This window comes from Streptomyces sp. NPDC051636, assembly GCF_044453765.1.
Lineage (GTDB): Bacteria > Actinomycetota > Actinomycetes > Streptomycetales > Streptomycetaceae > Streptomyces.
Genome location: NZ_JBITDA010000013.1, coordinates 108,225 through 123,511, shown reverse-complemented (window position 1 = coordinate 123,511; position 15,287 = coordinate 108,225). Strand labels below are relative to the sequence as shown.

Below are 15,287 nucleotides of genomic sequence, written 5' to 3'. Positions count from 1 at the left end.
CCCGCCGCAGGTCGGCAGTCCCGCGTGAGAGGCGCCCGCCCCACGCGGCCGTGCCCGCCGCGGGCCGGCCCCGCACCGCCGACGCGCCCCGCAGCTCCACCCGCCCGCCGCTCAGGCCCCTCCCAGCAGCCTCTCCACCAGCGCCCCCGCCGCTCCCCCCGGTGTCCCGGCGTACAGCAGCTCCGTGCGGTGGACGACCCGCGGCTCGGTCAGCGGGACGGCGACCGTGCCCGGCACGCCGGTGGCCGTCGGGTGGGGCAGCAGGGCCAGGCCGTGACCGGCGGCGGCGAGGGCGGTGAGGGTGCGGACGTCGGTGCCCTCGTAGCGCAGGGCGGGGCGGAAGGCGCCGCCGCCGGCCGCGGTGCGCAGCTGGGCGAGGGGCAGGCCCGCTTCGGGGGCGTCGAGCCAGCGGGCGTCGGCGAGGTCGCCGAGGCGCAGGCCCGGGCGGCCGGCGAGCGGGTGGCCGACGGGCAGGAGGACGGCGACGGAATCCTCGCCGACGCCGTGCGTGGTCAGTGGCGCCACGTCGGGCAGCCGCAGCGGGTCACTGGGCGCGGCCAGCCCGTCGGCCAGGCCCAGGTCGGCGGCGCCGGTGGCGACGGCGGCCGGGATCGCGTCCCGGGCGAGGACGCGCAGGGTCACGCCCACGCCCGGCAGCGCGGCGAGTACACGGGGGTGCAGCGCGGTGGGGGTCGCGGCGAGGGTCAGCCCCTGCTCGGGCGCGGCCGCCATCCGCACGACGTCCGCGCGGGCCGCGTCGAGGCGCAGCAGCAGCGGACCCGCGTGTTCCAGCAGCCGCTCGCCCGCCGCGGTGGGCGTGACGGGGCGGCGGGTGAGCAGCGGCGCACCGAGGTCCTGTTCGAGCGCCGCGATGTGCTGGGACACGGCGGACTGCGTGTAGCCCAGCTCGCGCGCGGCCTCGGAGAAGGAGGCGAGGCGGGCGACGGTGACGTACGTGCGCAGCAGGTGCGGATCCATGGCGATCAGGATCCCACCCGCCCATCAGCAGTGCTTATCGAAGGTGCACTGATCATCGTTGGACGTGAACACGAGATCGCACCCAGGATGAGAGCCATGCCGAACACCGCAGCCCACCCCGCGACGCACACCGCCACCATCGCCCTGGTCGGGGACCGCTCCCCCAACGTCGTCTCGCACGCCCGGATCCCGCGCCTGCTCGACGCGCTCACCGCACGCGACCGGCTCGTTCTCGACGCCTACTGGATCCCGTCGAAGGACGCCGAGGCCGCGGACACGGTGCGCGGCTTCGACGCCGTGTGGGTGCTGCCGGGCAGCCCGTACCGCAGTGAGGCGGGCGTGCTCGCGGCGATACGGACCGCCCGCGAGTCCGGCATTCCCTTCCTGGGCACGTGCGGCGGCTTCCAGCACGCGCTGCTCGAATACGCCCGGAACGTGTGCGGACTGACCCGGGTCGCGCACGCGGAGAACGACCCCGACGCGCAGGACCCGCTCATCGAGCCGCTGGCCTGTTCCCTCGTGGGCCACGAGGCTCCGGTGCGGATCGAGCCGGGCTCGCTCGCCGAGTCCGTGATCGGCTCGGAGCGGACGGTCGAGCGGTACTTCTGCGCGTACGGCCCCTCGCGCCACCTGGAGGTGCTGCGCGCGCACGGTCTGCGCTTCTCCGGGCACGACGAGGACGGCCAGGTCCGCGTCGCCGAACTCCCCGGCCACCCCTTCTTCCTGGCCACCCTCTTCCAGCCGGAGCTGTCCGGTGACGGCTCGCGCCCGCACCCGGTGCTGCGGGCGCTGGCGCGGGCCGCGGCCGGGCACGCGGCGGCCCGGGTGCCGCAGGTCGGCTGACGGGCAGCGCGGGGGCGGCGGGCGGCCGGTCCGGGAGTACGAGGAGGCGCTGCGGGCGCTGCCCGCACTCCGGCTCGCCGGGCGTGCCGAGCGGCTGGTGTCGGACTTCGTCAACGGGCTGAAGTCACTGCCGGTGCGCCTCGGCCGACTATCGCTTGAGCTGGATCAGCGCGTGGGTGCCTCCGGTGCGCCAGCGCTGTCCTTCCGCGGCGACGAGAGCGGCCTCGGTACCGGCGTCCAGGCCGGTGATCACGTCGGACTTGAGCGTGCGCAGGGCGGCGACCGGGCCGGGGAAATACGCGGTGACGTCCTGGAAGGGCGTGGTCGGCGGCCACAGCCGGTCGCCCACCAGGCGCCGGTAGTTGAGGTCGCCCTTGACGACGGTCAGCGTGGCGGCGGCGAACTCGGCGCGCAGGTCGTCCGGCATGTCCGCGTACGGCAGCGGGGCGCAGGAGAAGGGGTGGGCGCGCACCGAGAGACGGCCGTCGGCCATCGCCGCCCACAGGCGCCGACCGTACCCGGCGGCCGTGCCCGGAGCCGAGACGAGCCGGCGCAGGGCGTCGGCCACGTCGGCGGTGGTGGCGTCGGAGACGTAGTACGGGTGGGGCTTGACGTGCAGCACGGCCCGGCCGACGCGCCCCTCGGCGAGGAGGTGGGCGATCAGGAGCAGGTCGGGGACGAGTTCGCGGCCCGCGTTGTCCGCGACCAGGCACAGGGTGCCCGTGCCGGAGGGCGGGAGCAGGGCCCAAAGGGCCTCGCTGTCGTCGGCGACCAGGGCGGGAACGGCCTCCTGGGCCTCGGCGCCGGCGGCGGAGAGGCGGAAGCCGAGGTCGGCGCGGTTGCCCCAGAGCGAGCCGTGCAGCAGGGCGCGCGCCCGTTCGTCCGCGGGGAGGTCCTCCAGCGCGTCGAGCGCGGCCAGTTCCTCGTCCGTCTCCTCGGCGTCGAGTTCGGCGCGCTTGAAGGGGCGGAAGGGGTCGATGCCCGTCCAGGGTCCGGGTCCGAAGTAGCCGGTGGCGCCGAGGAGTTGACGGTAGAAGTAGCTCTCGGACCACAGCCAGGGCACGTCGGACCAGGAGCGGCCGGCGCAGCGGTCCGCACCCCAGGTCAGCCACCGGTCGCGGTCGGGCGCGTCGGCGGGCAGCGCCTCGATCACGCCCTCGGTACAGCTGGTCAGCAGCGCGTCGAGCGCGCGGTGCTGCTCGGGGCCGTACGGGAAGGCGTCCCGTACCTGCCGGATGATCGCGGGATGCCGCTCGGCCAGCACGCTCCGCGGGAACGAGCCGGGTTCGTCGCCCAGGATCACGGGCGCGGCGGGGGTGTCGGGCATGGGCGTCACCGTACCGCGCGGGTCAGGCGGTTCTGGCCTCCCGCTCCAGCTGGGTGGTGAGGGTCAGGTAGCGGGCGCGGCGGGGCACCGGGACGATGCCCCGGATCATGAGGTGCCACATCTCGGCGACCCTGCGGGGCAGCCGTCCGTCGGGGTCGAGGGAGCGGCCCGCGACACGGGTGCCGACGAAGAAGTACACAAGGGAGTGGGCGGCGGCGTCGACGTCGATGTCCGGGTGCACGTCGGACTCCTTGACGGCACCGAGGAGTTTGCGGGTGGAGAGTTCCAGCCACTGCGAGAAGGGGTGCTTCAGCGGCGGCCGTACAGCGACGTCCGCGGTGGCGAGGCGGAGTCCCGCCCGGGGAATCGGGTCCTCGACCGCGAGCCGGGCGATCCCGAACGTGGTGCGGATCAGGAACTCCAGCGAGGAGCAGCCGCGTTTCTCCGCCTCCCGGGCCACCTTCCGCGAAGCCTGGGCCTGCAGCTCCATGATGGCGCGCGCCAGGTCCTCCTTGGCGGCGAAGTGGAAGTAGAGCGCGCCCTTGGTGACCCGGGCGTGCTCGACGATGTCGCTCAGGCTGGTGGATTCGTAGCCGTGACGGTCGAAGAGGTCGGCCGCGGCGGTGATGATCGTCGCTCGGGTCTGCTCGGCGCGTAACTGCCTCGCCATCTACGGAACACTCCTTGACTCCAGAAACCAACGGGGCGTGCCGTTTGTTTTTTACCCCGCGCATACGATAGCTCACCATGCGGCGACGGAGCAGGTTGTGCGGACTCGGTGACCGACACGTGTAAGTGACGTAGAGGACGGCCCCGGCACCTGTGAAGGTCCACAAGTGGACGAGGTCAAAGCGGGCCCCTTCCTCGGTCTTTGGCCGTTTTCCGGAGGCCATGGCGAACCCTGGGCCCCGGCGCCGGTGATCGCCACGATACGAGGAGGTCGGGCGGTTCTCAACGGGACCTCAAACGGACGGGCCGGTCGGTGCGTGCGCGCACCAACCGGCCCTGGAGGTCACCGAAGTCGTGGCCGAGGAGGCAAGGGAGGCGAGGAGTTGATCTGAACACTCCCGGCCCGGTTCCCGTACTGCAGGGGACACACCGTTGCCGCACCGGCCGAGGAGGCGTCCCCGATGACTCGGATGACCGCACACCTGAGGGTCACGGGTGCCGCCGTGGCGGCCTCGGCCCTGCTGTCGCTGTGGGCGGCGGGACCGGCCGCGGCGCACGGCGCGCCGACGGATCCGGTCAGCCGGGTGTACGCCTGCTCCCCCGAGGGCGGCAGCGCGGCCCGGTCGGCGGCGTGCCGGGCGGCTGTCGCCGCGAACAAGGCGTCCTTCACGATGTGGGACAACCTGCGGGTGGCGGGCGTGAACGGCCGCGACCGGCAGGTGATCCCGGACGGGCGGCTGTGCAGCGGCGGCCTGCCCGCCTACAAGGGTCTCGACCTGGCCCGTACGGACTGGCCGTCGACCCGGCTGACCCCGGGCGCCCGTCTGACGATGACGTACGCCTCGACCATCGCGCACACCGGCACGTTCAAGCTGTACCTGACCAAGCCCGGCTACGACCCGGCCGAGCCGCTGACGTGGGCGGACCTGCCCGCGCGGCCCTTCGCCCAGGTCACGGACCCGGCGCTGACCGACGGCGCGTACCACATCAGGGGCACGCTCCCGTCGGACCGGACGGGGCGGCACGTGCTGTTCACGATCTGGCAGAACAGCAGTACACCGGACACCTATTACTCGTGCTCCGACGTGGTGTTTCCGGAGAAGAAGGCCGCCGCGCCGGCTCCGGCTCCGACTTCGGCCTCCGCATCCGCCTCGGCGTCGGCCCCGGCATCGGCCTCCGCTTCGGCCGGTGCGGCAACCGGGAAGGCGGCCCGGTCGGCGACCACCGCCCCCCGGGCCGCGAGCACCGCCGCCGACAGCACTCCGGTGGCTTCCGACACGGACGCCGGATCCGGACCCTCCGCCCCCCTGCTGGCGGGCGGCGCCGCCGCGGTACTGGTACTCATCGGGGGCGCCGCCCTCGCTCTGCGTCTGCGTCGGCGCTGACGCCTCGCCCGTGACGGTCAGTTGACGTAGACCGCGGCGCCCGCGTCGGTGACCTCCCGGAGAGGGCGGGGGAACCCGTTTAGCTCCCGGCGGGGGCGGACGCCGCTGCCGCCGCGGCCTCACACCCCCGGCAGCCTCCGCGGTTCGATCCGTTCCTCCACCGCCGTGTCGCCGTCGCGGGCGACGACGTAGGCGCCCTTGCCCGGCGTCTCGGTGACCGCCTCGGTGAGTTCCGTGCCGTGGTAGACGAGGCCGACGCCGTCGTCCGTGCAGTGGGTGACGGGGAGGGTCCCGGCGGCGACGAGGCGGTGGACCAGGGGGCGGCGGCCCCGGTCGGTGTCGTAGTGGACGCCGTTGCCGTACGGGAGGAAGCCGAGCGCGTCGGTGAGCGGGCGGAGTTCGGGGCCGAAGGAGTCGGTGGTGCCACCCCGGAACCAGCAGATGGAGCCCGCACTGACACCGCTGAGGACCACACCGGACTCCCAGGCCCGGCGCATGGTCCGGTCCAGGCCGTGCACCCGCCACACGGCCAGCAGGTTCGCCGCCGAGCCGCCCATGACCCAGACGACGTCCTGTTCGAGGACGGCGCCCTCGACGTCGTCCAGGTTGGGCCGGGGAAACAGGTGGAGCGGCGTGAGGTCGAACCCCGCCACCCGCGCCGCCTCGGTCATCCGCGCGGTGAAGTGTTCGGCGTCCCCGATGGCCGTACCGACGTACATCACGCGCGGCCGGCGGCCGTGCGCCCCCGACAGGTCGACCGCGTGGTGCACCAGGGCGTCGAACTCCACCATCGTCCGGCTGCCCCCGCGGTGTCCGCCGGAGGTCGCGAGGATGGTGGGTTCCGCGGTGGCCATGATCCGGATGTTAACCGCCGATCGCCGCCGCGGTCCCCCGAACAGGTCACGGGCGCCGGAACTTGTCGGCCGGCCCAGTAGTTTCCACTTCGCTGTAGAGGTGATCGACTGGGTGTTTCGGCTTGTGTGAGGAGTTCGCATGGCTCTGTGGGACCGCGTCAAGGAGTCCGCGTCGACGATGCAGACCCAGCTGGTGGCGAAGAAGAACGATCTGAAGAGCGGTGCGTTCCGCGACGCGAGCATGGCGATGTGCGCGCTCGTGGCAGCCGCCGACGGGACGATCGACCCGTCCGAGCGGCAGCGCGTGGCGCAGCTCATCGCCACGAACGAGGTGTTGCAGAACTTCCCCGCCGACGACCTGCGGCGCCGCTTCGAGGACAACCTGAACAAGCTGACCACCGATTTCGCCTTCGGCAAGGTGAGCGTGCTGCAGGAGATCGCCAAGGCGAAGAAGAAGCCCGCGGAGGCGCGTGCCGTCATCCAGATCGGGATCGTCATCGGCGGTGCGGACGGGAACTTCGACAAGACCGAGCAGGCCGTGGTGCGCGAGGCCTGCTTCACGCTGGAGCTGCCGCCGCACGAGTTCGACCTCTGAGCCCTCTTCCCGTGGCGTCCGCGAGGATGGGGGCATCGCTCCAGCAGGGGGCTGCGGCCGGTGGCCGCCATCCGGCGCTGGTGCACCGCGAAGGCGGCCAGGACCAGCAGGCCCGTGCACAGCAACGCGCCGCTGCGCGCGGGGAATTGGGTGAGGTCGGCGACGATCGGCGGGTAGCCGACCGGGCCGGTGCCGGTCGCCGCCAGGACGGTGCCGGGGAGGAGGGGGCCGGCGCCGCCCGCGTGGCCGCGCAGCAGCCGCAGGCCGTGGCCGTCTCGTCGTCGGGGCCGACCGCCACCGAGCGGTGGGCGCCGACGCCGGTGCCGCGCCCGCACAGGCGACCCCCGGCGGCCGGCCGCGCCGCCGTCTCCCAGGAGCGGCGGACCCGGCCCAGCGCCTCGGGCGGTACGGCGGGTTCGGCGGCGGCGTCGGCGAGCCGGACGATCCCGGTCAGGCCGCGGCCGCCGAGCACGACGCGGGTGTCCCCGGAGGCCGGGGGCACCCGCGTCGCTCTGCCGGCGGTCGTGTCCGTGGGCGGAGGGTCAGTCGAGGCCGGCCTGCTTCAGCCAGGCCTTGGCGACGTCCAGCGGGTCCTTGTTCTGCGACTGCACCTGGGTGCCCAGGTCCAGCAGCGCGGCCGTGTCCAGCTTGGCGGAGACCGCGTTGAGGGTGTCGATGCCCTTCTGGTCGAGCGCGGACTTGTAGGCCAGCGGCTGCACGTTCTCGAACCCGAAGAGGTTCTTCGGGTCCTGCAGGACGACGAACTTCTCCTCGGAGATGGTCGGGTCCGTGGTGAAGATGTCCGCGACCTGCACGGTGTTCTTCTTCAGCGCCGCCTGGGTGAGCGGGCCGCCCGCGTCGAGCGCCTTGAAGGACTTGAACCGAAGGCCGTACACGGACTTCAGGCCGACCAGGCCCTGCTGCCGGGTCTGGAACTCCGGCGAGGCACCGATGACCAGGTCCTTCGCGACGTCCTTGAGGTCGGCGACGGAGGACTTCCCGGTGAGGTGGTACTTGTCCGCCGTCTCCTTGTTGACGGTGACGGAGTCCTTGTCCTGCGCCGACGCCGGGTTCAGCAGGGTCAGCCTGGAGTCGAGCTTGGCGTTGATGGCGTCCGTGGTCTCCCCGACGCTCTTCGGGGTGGCCTTCGGGTCGAGGTAGGCCAGCAGGGCGCCGTTGTACTCGGGCAGGACCGAGATGGTGCCGTTCTTGAGCAGACCGTAGGTGGTCTCGCGGCTGCCGATGTTCGGCTTGTAGCTGATCTTGATCCCCTTGGCCTTCAGAGCCTCGCCGTAGATGTCGGCGATCAGGATGCTCTCGGGGAAGTTGTTGGATCCGACGACGACGGTGCCCTTGCTCGCCTTCTCGCCCGCGAGCGGGTCGTCGGACGTGTCGGAGGAGGAACAGCCCGCCAGCAGGGCCGTCGCCGCGGCCAGCGCGACGATCACCGCGCCGGGGTGTCTCCGGATGGACCTGCTGGTGTGGGTGTTGGAGGTCACGGTTCCCGTTCCGGGCTCAGATGGGGCGGTGGACAACTCTGCGACTGATCCAATCCAGCCACTTCTCGGTCAGTCAAGAGGCCCTTGGTCACCGATTGACTTCAATCCCTTGCTAGTTGCGGTTGTTTTGTAACGGATTCTTGACACAAGTCGAGCCGATCGACGCTTCAAGGACGCTGTAGTCTCGCCGCAGTTGACGTCGGTCACAGCGGTGTACGGGGCGCGCTTCGGTGTCGATGCTCATCAGTTCGGGTGGAGACACCCCTACCAAGGAGGCCCGGTGTCCACGAACGCGGTGGACGCGCCCGGCCGGGGCTTCGCCGACCGCTGGCCCTTCCGGCGCAAGCTGAACATCCTGGTCGGCGTGCCGCTCGCGGTGATCGCCGTACTGCTGTCCTACCTCATCACCGACCTCGTCCAGCAGTCGAACAGCGCCCGGTCGGCGGCCCGGCTCGTCCGCGACAGCGCCCGGGTCGCCCGGCTGGTGAACCTGGTGGAGGCCGAACACCAGCAGGCCATCCTGCTTTCCGCGCACTACGAGGCGGGCGCCGGCAAGCCCTCGCCCGCCGGTTTCCGCGCGGCGCAGGACGCCGTGAAGGCGCAGGCGGAGAAGGTGCGCGGCACCTTCGGCGACCGGCTGCCGGACAGCGAGGCGCAGGCCCTGCGGCAGGTCGAGGGCCTGACCAGCCTGCGCCGGACCGTCGAGGGCGGCTACCTCCCCGCCGACAACATCGACCCGGCGTACACCACTGCCGCGGGCGACCTGATCGACGGCCTCGGCCTGGACCGCAACGCGTCCCTGGCCTCGACCTTCACCGGCAACCTGCTGGACTCGCTGCTGCGCGCGGACGCCGCCCACAGCTCCTTCGAGACCAGCGTGTTCTCGGCGACGACCGGGGACACCAACGCGCTGATCGAGTTCACCAACGCGGTCGGCGCCTACGACCTGTACGACCACCAGGCCGACCGGTTCGCCCGGTTCGCCGACGAGGACCAGGCGGAGGCGCTGGCCGGGATCGACCACACCCCCGCGCAGCGCAACATCGCCGAGTCGTACGCCGAACTGCAGATCGACCCCGGCCGCTGGCGGCCGGCAGCCAGGCCGAGATCCGCGCGGCGGTCAAGGACGCGCTGAGCGACTACCCCGACTACGCCGAACAGGCCGGGGACCGGCTGAAGATCACCACCTCGCTGATCGACCGGATCGCCGACCGGGCCGACGAGGCGGCGGGCTCGGCCCAGTGGCGGGCGGGCCTGCTGCTGAGCGTCGCACTGATCGGCTTCGCCCTGTGGCTGGCCTTCGCCGTCGTGGTCCGCCGCTCGGTGATCCGGCCGGTTCAGGCCCTCACCGATGTGGCGCAGGAGGTCGCCGACGTCGCGGGCCGGGAACTGGCCCGGGTGGCCGACGACGACGCCGAGGACGACGGGCCGCCCCGGCTGCGGGACATGCCCGTCACCGCGCGCGACGAGATCGGCGACCTGGCCGACGCCTTCAACCGCGTGCAGACCACCGCGGCCGCGCTGCTGGAACGGCAGGTGCTCAGCCGGCGCAACGTCGCCGAGATGTTCGGCAACGTCGGCCGCCGGGTCAGCAATCTGACCACCCGGCAGCTTGCGCTGATCGACGCGGTGGAGCGGGGCGAGACCGACCCGGCGCTGCTGGAGCGGCTGTACTCCATCGACCACATCGCCGTGCGTCTGCGCCGCAACGCCGACAGCCTGATGCTGCTGGCCGGCATCCGGGAGACCGTCCTGGACGCCGGGCCCGCCGCGCTCAGCAACGTCGTACGGGCCGCGCTCGGTCAGATCGAGGGCTACCAGCGGGTGCGGCTGCACGCCGCGGCGGACGCGACGGTCGAGCCCGACATCATCGGCGACCTCACCCTCATGGTGGCCGAACTCCTGGAGAACGCGGTGTCGTTCTCACCCGAGGGCAGCCCCGTCGAGGTGGCCGTCCGCTCCGGCGCCGAGGGCACCCACATCGTCATCACCGACCACGGCCTCGGCATGAGCGCCGAACGCCTCGCCGAGGAGAACGCCCGCCTGATCCGCCGCGAACGCCTGGACGTCGTGCCCACCAAGGTGCTGGGCCTGTTCGTGGTCGGCACACTGGCGCGCCGTTGGGAGATCGGGGTGGAGCTGAGCCGTACCCCGGGCGGGGGCGTGACGGCGGAGGTGACACTGCCCGCGCGGCTGCTGCTGACGGTTGCCTCCGGCGGTTCGGCGGGGACGGGGGTTGCCGGCGAGTCGGCGTCTGCCGGGGGTTCTGGGGCGTCCGGTGCGTCGGCCTCCGGCGGCTCCGCGCTCGGTACGTCCGCCGCTCCCGTCGGCCCCACGTCTTCCGGCGCGCCCGCGACCGCCGGTGCCCCGGCGTCCTCCGGTGCGTCGGCGGCGGCCCCGGCCACCGTCCGCAGCCACCCCGCGTCCCCGGGCGCGGCCTTCGGGCACGAGCACCCCGCCCCGCTCCCCCGCCGGGTCCCGCGCCGCGAGTCGGCGGGCGAGGAACCGGCGCCGACCGACGGCCCGGTCCCGCGCACGTCCGGCGCCCCCACCGGGACTCCCGGCACACACACCGACGCACCCTCCTCCGCCGACACCGACTCGGCCGGCTCCCGCGCCCTCCGCCGCCGCGTGCGCGGAGCCACCCTCCGTACGACCGCCGGTGCCGCGCGGGTCGTACCGCAGGTGGCGCGGGCCACCGACGCGGACGCCGTGCGGGACGCGTTGGAGGAGTTCGAGGCGGCGGTGGAACGCGCCCGGAGGGACAGTGACGCCGGCGGCTTCCCCCGGCCTGGCGTGACCGGCGGGCCCCGGACGGCGGATCACACGCACGACCAGGACCACCACCCGGAAGGAGCCGAGCAGTGAGCACGTCGACAGGTGACACCCCGGCGGGCGGCACCCCGCCGACCGACCTGCAGGCCGCCGCAGCCGACTTCACGTGGCTGCTCAACCGTTTCGCGACCGAGACCGCGGGCGTCGTGGACGCCATAGCCGTGTCCTCCGACGGGCTGCTCATCGCCGTGTCGGAGCTGCGCGAGCGCGCCCACTCCGAGCGGCTGGCCGCGATCGTCTCCGGCATCACCAGCCTGGCCGCCGGTGCGTCCGGCAACTACGGCCTGGGCGGCCTCAACAAGGTCATCATCGATCTGGAGGGCGGCCACGTCATCGTCTCCGCGATCGGCAGCGGCGCCGTCCTCGGCGTGGTCGCCGACAAGGAGGCCAAGCTCGGCAACATCGCGTACGAGATGACGCTGTTCGCCAACCGCGCCGGTGCGGCGCTCAGCCCGCAGCTGGTGCTCGAACTGAAGAACACCGTCGGCGTCCCGTCGACGCGCTGACCGGCCCGTCCGGTCGTAAGGCGCCGCTCGAGACAGTCAAGAGAGGAAGAGTAGGCAGTCATGGCGGACGGCTCCCCGCCCCCGGGCCCCGACCCGGTCGGCCCCGCCCCCGCCGTACGGCCGTTCCTGGTCACCGCCGGCCGGGTCGCGGACAGCGGCTCGGGCCGGACGGTGCCCGTCGAGACCCAGGTGGTGGCCACCGCGGAGGGTCTCGACGCGCTCGACCGGCTCTCCTTCGAGCAGCACGACATCATCGCCGCCTGCCGGCTGCCGCAGTCGATCGCCGAGCTCGCGGCCCGGCTGCGGCTGCACCTGAACGTGGTCCGGGTGCTGGCCGAGGATCTGCGGGCGGCCGGGCAGTTGACGGTGTACGTGCCCGACTCCGACGCCACCCACGACGCGTCCGTCCTGCGCAGGGTTATCGATGGCCTCCGCGCCATCCCCGACTCCCGGGGGGTACTGAGTGACACCGACTGAAGCTCCGACCGGCGGCCCGGCCGGACGGACGGCCGTACGGCCGCCGCTGCCGGTGAAGATGGTGGTCGCGGGCGGCTTCGGTGTGGGCAAGACCACCGCCGTGGGCGCGATCTCGGAGATCGAGCCGCTGACCACCGAGGCCGCGATCACCGAGGTCGCGGCGGGCGTGGACGACCTCACGCACACCCCGCGCAAGACCACGACCACGGTGGCGATGGACTTCGGCTGCCTCACCATCGACCCGACGCTGAAGCTGTACCTGTTCGGCACGCCCGGGCAGGAGCGGTTCGGGTTCATGTGGGACGACATCGTGGAGGGCGCGGTCGGCGGGCTGGTCATCGTCGACACCCGGCGCCTGGACGACTGCTACGCGGCCGTCGACTACTTCGAGCACAAGGGCATCCCGTTCGCGGTGGCGGTCAACGCCTTCGACGGGAAGGTGGAGCACACCCTGGACGAGGTCCGCTGGGCGCTCGACCTCACCGACGGTGTCCCGGTGCTGGTCATCGACGCGCGCGAGCGCGGCTCGGTGCGGGACGCGCTGCTCGTCGTACTGGAGCTGGCGCTGGACCGCACCGAGGCGCGCTGACCGGTCAGTCGGCGCGGCGCACCCCGGGTGACACCGCGATCCGGGCCACGGCCGAGAACACCGCGAGGGTGACCAGCGCCAGCAGGGCCACCAGGGTGGCGCCGCCCACGACCTTCTCGTAGCTGCGCTGGTAGAGGCCGTCGATGACGTACCGGCCCAGCCCGCCGAGGCTGACGTACGCCGCGATGGTGGCCGTCGAGATGATCTGGACGGCCGCCGAGCGCAGGCCGCTGAGGATCAGCGGGAGCGCGACCGGCAGTTCGACCTGGAACAGGATCCGCGGCTCCGCCATGCCCATGCCCCGCGCGGCGTCCACGGGGGACGGGGCGACGGAGCGCACCGCCTCGTACGTCGTCACCAGGATCGGCGGGACGGCCAGGGCGACCAGCGGGATCATCACGGGGACCAGGCCGAAGCCGATCAGGACGAACATCAGCACCAGCAGCCCGAAGCTGGGCAACGCGCGGGCGGCGGTGGCGATGAGGGCGAGGACGTTGCCGCCGCGTCCGGTGTGACCGGTGAGCAGACCCACCGGGAGAGCGATGGCGGCGGCGATGGCGAGCGCCAGCAGTGAGTACTGGACGTGCTCGCGCAGCCGGGTCGGGATGCCGTCGTAGCCGTGCCAGTGGGCGCTGTCGCTGAAGAAGGCGTTGGCGAAGTGGAGTACGTTCATCGGACGGCGTCCTCCAGGGCGACCGCGGCCGGTTCTGGCCGGGCCGTGGCGTCGACGGGGCGCGCCCCGCGGGAGCCGCGCGGCATCCAGGGGGTCAGGAGCAGGCGGACCACGACCAGCGCGGCGTCCACCAGGACGGCCAGGACGGCCGTGCCGATCACGGAGAGCCATACCAGGCGCGGCTGGTGGTAGACCATGCCGTCGTGGAGGAGGTTGCCGAGCGCGCCCTGGTTGCCGATGAGCGCGCCGACGCTGACGAGGGAGATGCTCGAGACGGTCGCGACCCTCAGTCCGGCCATGATCGCGGGCACCGCGATCGGCAACTGCACCTGGACGTACCGGCGTACGGGTCCGAGCCCCATGGCGGTGGCGGCGGCGAGGGTCTCCTGCGGCACCGAGCGGACGCCGTCGACGATCGCGGGGACGAGCACGACCAGGCTGTAGACGGCCAGCGGGATCATCACGGTGGTCTCGGTCTGGCCGGTGTAGTCGATGAGGACGACGAAGAAGGCGAGCGACGGGATCGCGTACAGCACGGTCGTCACCCACAGCACGGGCGCGTACAGCCAGCGCAGCCGCACGCACAGCTGGGCGATCGGCAGCGCCGCCAGCAGGCCGCCCAGGACCGGCAGCAGGGCCTCGCGCAGATGCACTCCGACCAGGCCGAAGTAGCTGTTCTGGAGGTCGCTCGGGAGGTGGAAGAGGTCGTTCATCCGGCCACCTTCGCGGCGCTGGGTTGCGCCGCGTGGGCGCTGCGGATGGCCTCGCCGATGACCTGCTGCGAGACGACGCCGACGGCCCGCCCGGTGCCGTCCACGGCGACCGCCCAGCCGGTCGGGGAGAGTACGGCGCCGTCGAGCGCGGCCCGCAGCGAGTCCGTGCCGGGCACGAAGGGCCGCCCGTACGGCAGGAGCCGCTCCGGGGCGATCTCGCCGTGGGTGAGGTCCTTCGGCGCGCTCCAGCCGAGCGGTCTGCCGTCGAGGCCGGTCACCAGGAGATACGGTACGTCGGCGGTGGCGCGCGCGGCGATCTGCTCGGCGCTCGCGTCGACGGCGACGACGGGGGCGGTCTGCAACTCCAGCCCCGCGGACGGGAAGAAGGACAGCCGGCGGATGCCGCGGTCGGCGCCGAGGAAGTCCTCGACGAAGGCGTCGGCGGGGGCGGAGAGGAGTTCGGCGGGCGGGGCGAACTGGGCCAGCCTGCCGCCGGTGCGCAGTACGGCGACCATCGTGCCCAGCTTGACGGCCTCGTCGATGTCATGGGTGACGAAGACGATGGTCTTGCCCAACTCCGCCTGAAGACGCAGGAGTTCGTCCTGGAGGCCCTTGCGCACCACCGGGTCGACGGCCGAGAACGGCTCGTCCATCAGCAGCACCGGCGGATCCGCGGCGAGCGCCCGTGCCACGCCGACGCGCTGCTGCTGCCCGCCGGACAGCTGGTAGGGGTAGCGTCTGGCGAGCGAGGGGTCGAGCCCCACCCGTTCCATCAGTTCCGCCGCTCGTTTGCGGGCCTTGTCCTTGCTCCAGCCGAGCAGGCGGGGCACGGTGGCGATGTTGTCGACGATCGTGCGGTGCTGGAAGAGACCGGCGTTCTGGATGACGTATCCCATGGACCGGCGCAGCGTGTTGACGGGCTGCTTCTGGATGTCGACGCCGTCGAGGAGGATGGTGCCCTCGCTCGGTTCGACCATCCGGTTGATCATGCGCAGGGTCGTCGTCTTGCCGCAGCCGGACGGCCCCACCAGGACGGTGACCGAGCGGTCCGGGATCTCCAACGACAGCCGGTCGACCGCCACCGTGCCGTCCGGGTACCGCTTGGTGACTGAATCTATCCGTATCAAAACGCCGCATACCCTTCGGTGTGGCAGACGCTGCCCGTTCTCGGCCACGGTCGTCGGTGCGCAGGCCGTTGCGGGGAGAGTCTAGACCGCGAGTGTTTCCGTACTCCGGCGGACGACCGCCTGGCCGGGGGCATGGGCGCAGGCATGGGCGGCGGACAGCGGCCGAGCGGGATGACCGGTCGGGCCGGGGACCAGCAGCGGCAGGAGCGGCAGCGGC

At 72.7% G+C, this 15,287-nt stretch carries 14 protein-coding genes and 1 pseudogene; 7 read left to right on the top strand and 8 right to left on the bottom strand.

Annotation, left to right across the window (positions count from 1 at the left end):
- Nucleotides 1-111: 111 nt before the first annotated feature.
- Nucleotides 112-978, bottom strand: a complete 867-nt coding sequence (locus ACIBBH_RS23140; protein WP_399407458.1) for a LysR family transcriptional regulator — start codon at nt 976-978, stop codon at nt 112-114.
- Nucleotides 979-1,074: 96 nt separating this feature from the next.
- On the opposite strand from ACIBBH_RS23140, the gene ACIBBH_RS23135 reads away from it, so the two are divergent.
- A complete protein-coding gene (locus ACIBBH_RS23135) occupies nt 1,075-1,821 on the top strand; it encodes a hypothetical protein (protein ID WP_399407456.1) in 747 nt (248 codons plus the stop codon).
- Between the two features lie 148 nt (nt 1,822-1,969).
- Here ACIBBH_RS23135 and ACIBBH_RS23130 read toward each other — a convergent pair whose 3' ends face one another.
- Complete coding sequence (locus tag ACIBBH_RS23130) at nt 1,970-3,148, bottom strand: damage-control phosphatase ARMT1 family protein (protein ID WP_399407454.1); 1,179 nt, start codon at nt 3,146-3,148, stop codon at nt 1,970-1,972.
- Nucleotides 3,149-3,170: 22 nt separating this feature from the next.
- On the bottom strand, nt 3,171-3,818 hold the full coding sequence (locus tag ACIBBH_RS23125) for a ScbR family autoregulator-binding transcription factor (RefSeq protein ID WP_399407452.1): 648 nt from the start codon (nt 3,816-3,818) through the stop codon (nt 3,171-3,173).
- A 460-nt stretch (nt 3,819-4,278) separates the two neighbouring features.
- Here ACIBBH_RS23125 and ACIBBH_RS23120 point away from each other — a divergent pair, with 460 nt between their 5' ends.
- A complete protein-coding gene (locus ACIBBH_RS23120; protein WP_399407450.1) occupies nt 4,279-5,202 on the top strand; it encodes a lytic polysaccharide monooxygenase in 924 nt (307 codons plus the stop codon).
- Between the two features lie 119 nt (nt 5,203-5,321).
- Here the strand turns inward: ACIBBH_RS23120 and ACIBBH_RS23115 are convergent, their stop codons facing one another.
- A complete protein-coding gene (locus ACIBBH_RS23115; RefSeq protein ID WP_399407448.1) occupies nt 5,322-6,056 on the bottom strand; it encodes a Type 1 glutamine amidotransferase-like domain-containing protein in 735 nt (244 codons plus the stop codon).
- A 139-nt stretch (nt 6,057-6,195) separates the two neighbouring features.
- On the opposite strand from ACIBBH_RS23115, the gene ACIBBH_RS23110 reads away from it, so the two are divergent.
- On the top strand, nt 6,196-6,651 hold the full coding sequence (locus ACIBBH_RS23110; RefSeq protein WP_399407446.1) for a tellurite resistance TerB family protein: 456 nt from the start codon (nt 6,196-6,198) through the stop codon (nt 6,649-6,651).
- Between the two features lie 542 nt (nt 6,652-7,193).
- Here the strand turns inward: ACIBBH_RS23110 and ACIBBH_RS23105 are convergent.
- The gene (locus ACIBBH_RS23105; protein WP_399407444.1) at nt 7,194-8,150 is read right to left on the bottom strand and encodes an ABC transporter substrate-binding protein; all 957 of its coding nucleotides are present in this window, start codon (nt 8,148-8,150) and stop codon (nt 7,194-7,196) included.
- A 280-nt stretch (nt 8,151-8,430) separates the two neighbouring features.
- On the opposite strand from ACIBBH_RS23105, the pseudogene ACIBBH_RS23100 reads away from it, so the two are divergent.
- The 4 genes and pseudogenes from ACIBBH_RS23100 to ACIBBH_RS23085 all read left to right on the top strand — a co-directional run bounded on the left by ACIBBH_RS23100 (nt 8,431) and on the right by ACIBBH_RS23085 (nt 12,557).
- Nucleotides 8,431-11,018: pseudogene (locus tag ACIBBH_RS23100) on the top strand (ATP-binding protein).
- Entirely contained in the window at nt 11,015-11,491 is a 477-nt protein-coding gene (locus ACIBBH_RS23095; RefSeq protein ID WP_399407442.1) for a roadblock/LC7 domain-containing protein, read from the top strand. The pseudogene ACIBBH_RS23100 and the gene ACIBBH_RS23095 overlap by 4 nt, the downstream one beginning before the upstream one ends.
- Before the next feature lie 60 nt (nt 11,492-11,551).
- Nucleotides 11,552-11,968: a DUF742 domain-containing protein gene (locus tag ACIBBH_RS23090; protein ID WP_399407440.1), complete on the top strand. Its 417-nt coding sequence runs from the start codon at nt 11,552-11,554 to the stop codon at nt 11,966-11,968.
- Nucleotides 11,955-12,557, top strand: coding sequence for a GTP-binding protein (locus tag ACIBBH_RS23085; protein WP_399407438.1), 603 nt, complete (start codon nt 11,955-11,957; stop codon nt 12,555-12,557). The genes ACIBBH_RS23090 and ACIBBH_RS23085 overlap by 14 nt, the downstream gene beginning before the upstream one ends.
- Before the next feature lie 4 nt (nt 12,558-12,561).
- On the opposite strand, the gene ACIBBH_RS23080 is transcribed toward ACIBBH_RS23085, so the two are convergent.
- The 3 genes from ACIBBH_RS23080 to ACIBBH_RS23070 are packed head-to-tail and all read right to left on the bottom strand — an operon-like array spanning nt 12,562 to nt 15,070.
- Nucleotides 12,562-13,230 (bottom strand): ABC transporter permease, encoded by a 669-nt coding sequence (locus ACIBBH_RS23080; protein ID WP_399407436.1) that lies wholly within the window; start codon nt 13,228-13,230, stop codon nt 12,562-12,564.
- Nucleotides 13,227-13,943 carry an ABC transporter permease gene (locus tag ACIBBH_RS23075; RefSeq protein ID WP_399407434.1) on the bottom strand — a complete coding sequence of 239 codons (717 nt, stop codon included), beginning with the start codon at nt 13,941-13,943 and terminating at the stop codon, nt 13,227-13,229. Before ACIBBH_RS23075 ends, ACIBBH_RS23080 begins: the two co-directional genes overlap by 4 nt.
- Complete coding sequence (locus tag ACIBBH_RS23070; RefSeq protein ID WP_399407432.1) at nt 13,940-15,070, bottom strand: ABC transporter ATP-binding protein; 1,131 nt, start codon at nt 15,068-15,070, stop codon at nt 13,940-13,942. Before ACIBBH_RS23070 ends, ACIBBH_RS23075 begins: the two co-directional genes overlap by 4 nt.
- Nucleotides 15,071-15,287: the final 217 nt, after the last annotated feature.

Excerpts from the sequence above, each read along its gene's own strand:
- ACIBBH_RS23115 (WP_399407448.1), bottom strand. The coding sequence starts at position 6,056 with ATGGCCACCGCGGAACCCACCATCCTCGCGACCTCCGGCGGACACCGC.
- ACIBBH_RS23140 (WP_399407458.1), bottom strand. The coding sequence starts at position 978 with ATGGATCCGCACCTGCTGCGCACGTACGTCACCGTCGCCCGCCTCGCC.
- ACIBBH_RS23080 (WP_399407436.1), bottom strand. The coding sequence starts at position 13,230 with ATGAACGTACTCCACTTCGCCAACGCCTTCTTCAGCGACAGCGCCCAC.
- ACIBBH_RS23125 (WP_399407452.1), bottom strand. The coding sequence starts at position 3,818 with ATGGCGAGGCAGTTACGCGCCGAGCAGACCCGAGCGACGATCATCACC.
- ACIBBH_RS23135 (WP_399407456.1), top strand. The coding sequence starts at position 1,075 with ATGCCGAACACCGCAGCCCACCCCGCGACGCACACCGCCACCATCGCC.
- ACIBBH_RS23120 (WP_399407450.1), top strand. The coding sequence starts at position 4,279 with ATGACTCGGATGACCGCACACCTGAGGGTCACGGGTGCCGCCGTGGCG.
- ACIBBH_RS23110 (WP_399407446.1), top strand. The coding sequence starts at position 6,196 with ATGGCTCTGTGGGACCGCGTCAAGGAGTCCGCGTCGACGATGCAGACC.
- ACIBBH_RS23090 (WP_399407440.1), top strand. The coding sequence starts at position 11,552 with ATGGCGGACGGCTCCCCGCCCCCGGGCCCCGACCCGGTCGGCCCCGCC.
- ACIBBH_RS23130 (WP_399407454.1), bottom strand. The coding sequence starts at position 3,148 with ATGCCCGACACCCCCGCCGCGCCCGTGATCCTGGGCGACGAACCCGGC.
- ACIBBH_RS23075 (WP_399407434.1), bottom strand. The coding sequence starts at position 13,943 with ATGAACGACCTCTTCCACCTCCCGAGCGACCTCCAGAACAGCTACTTC.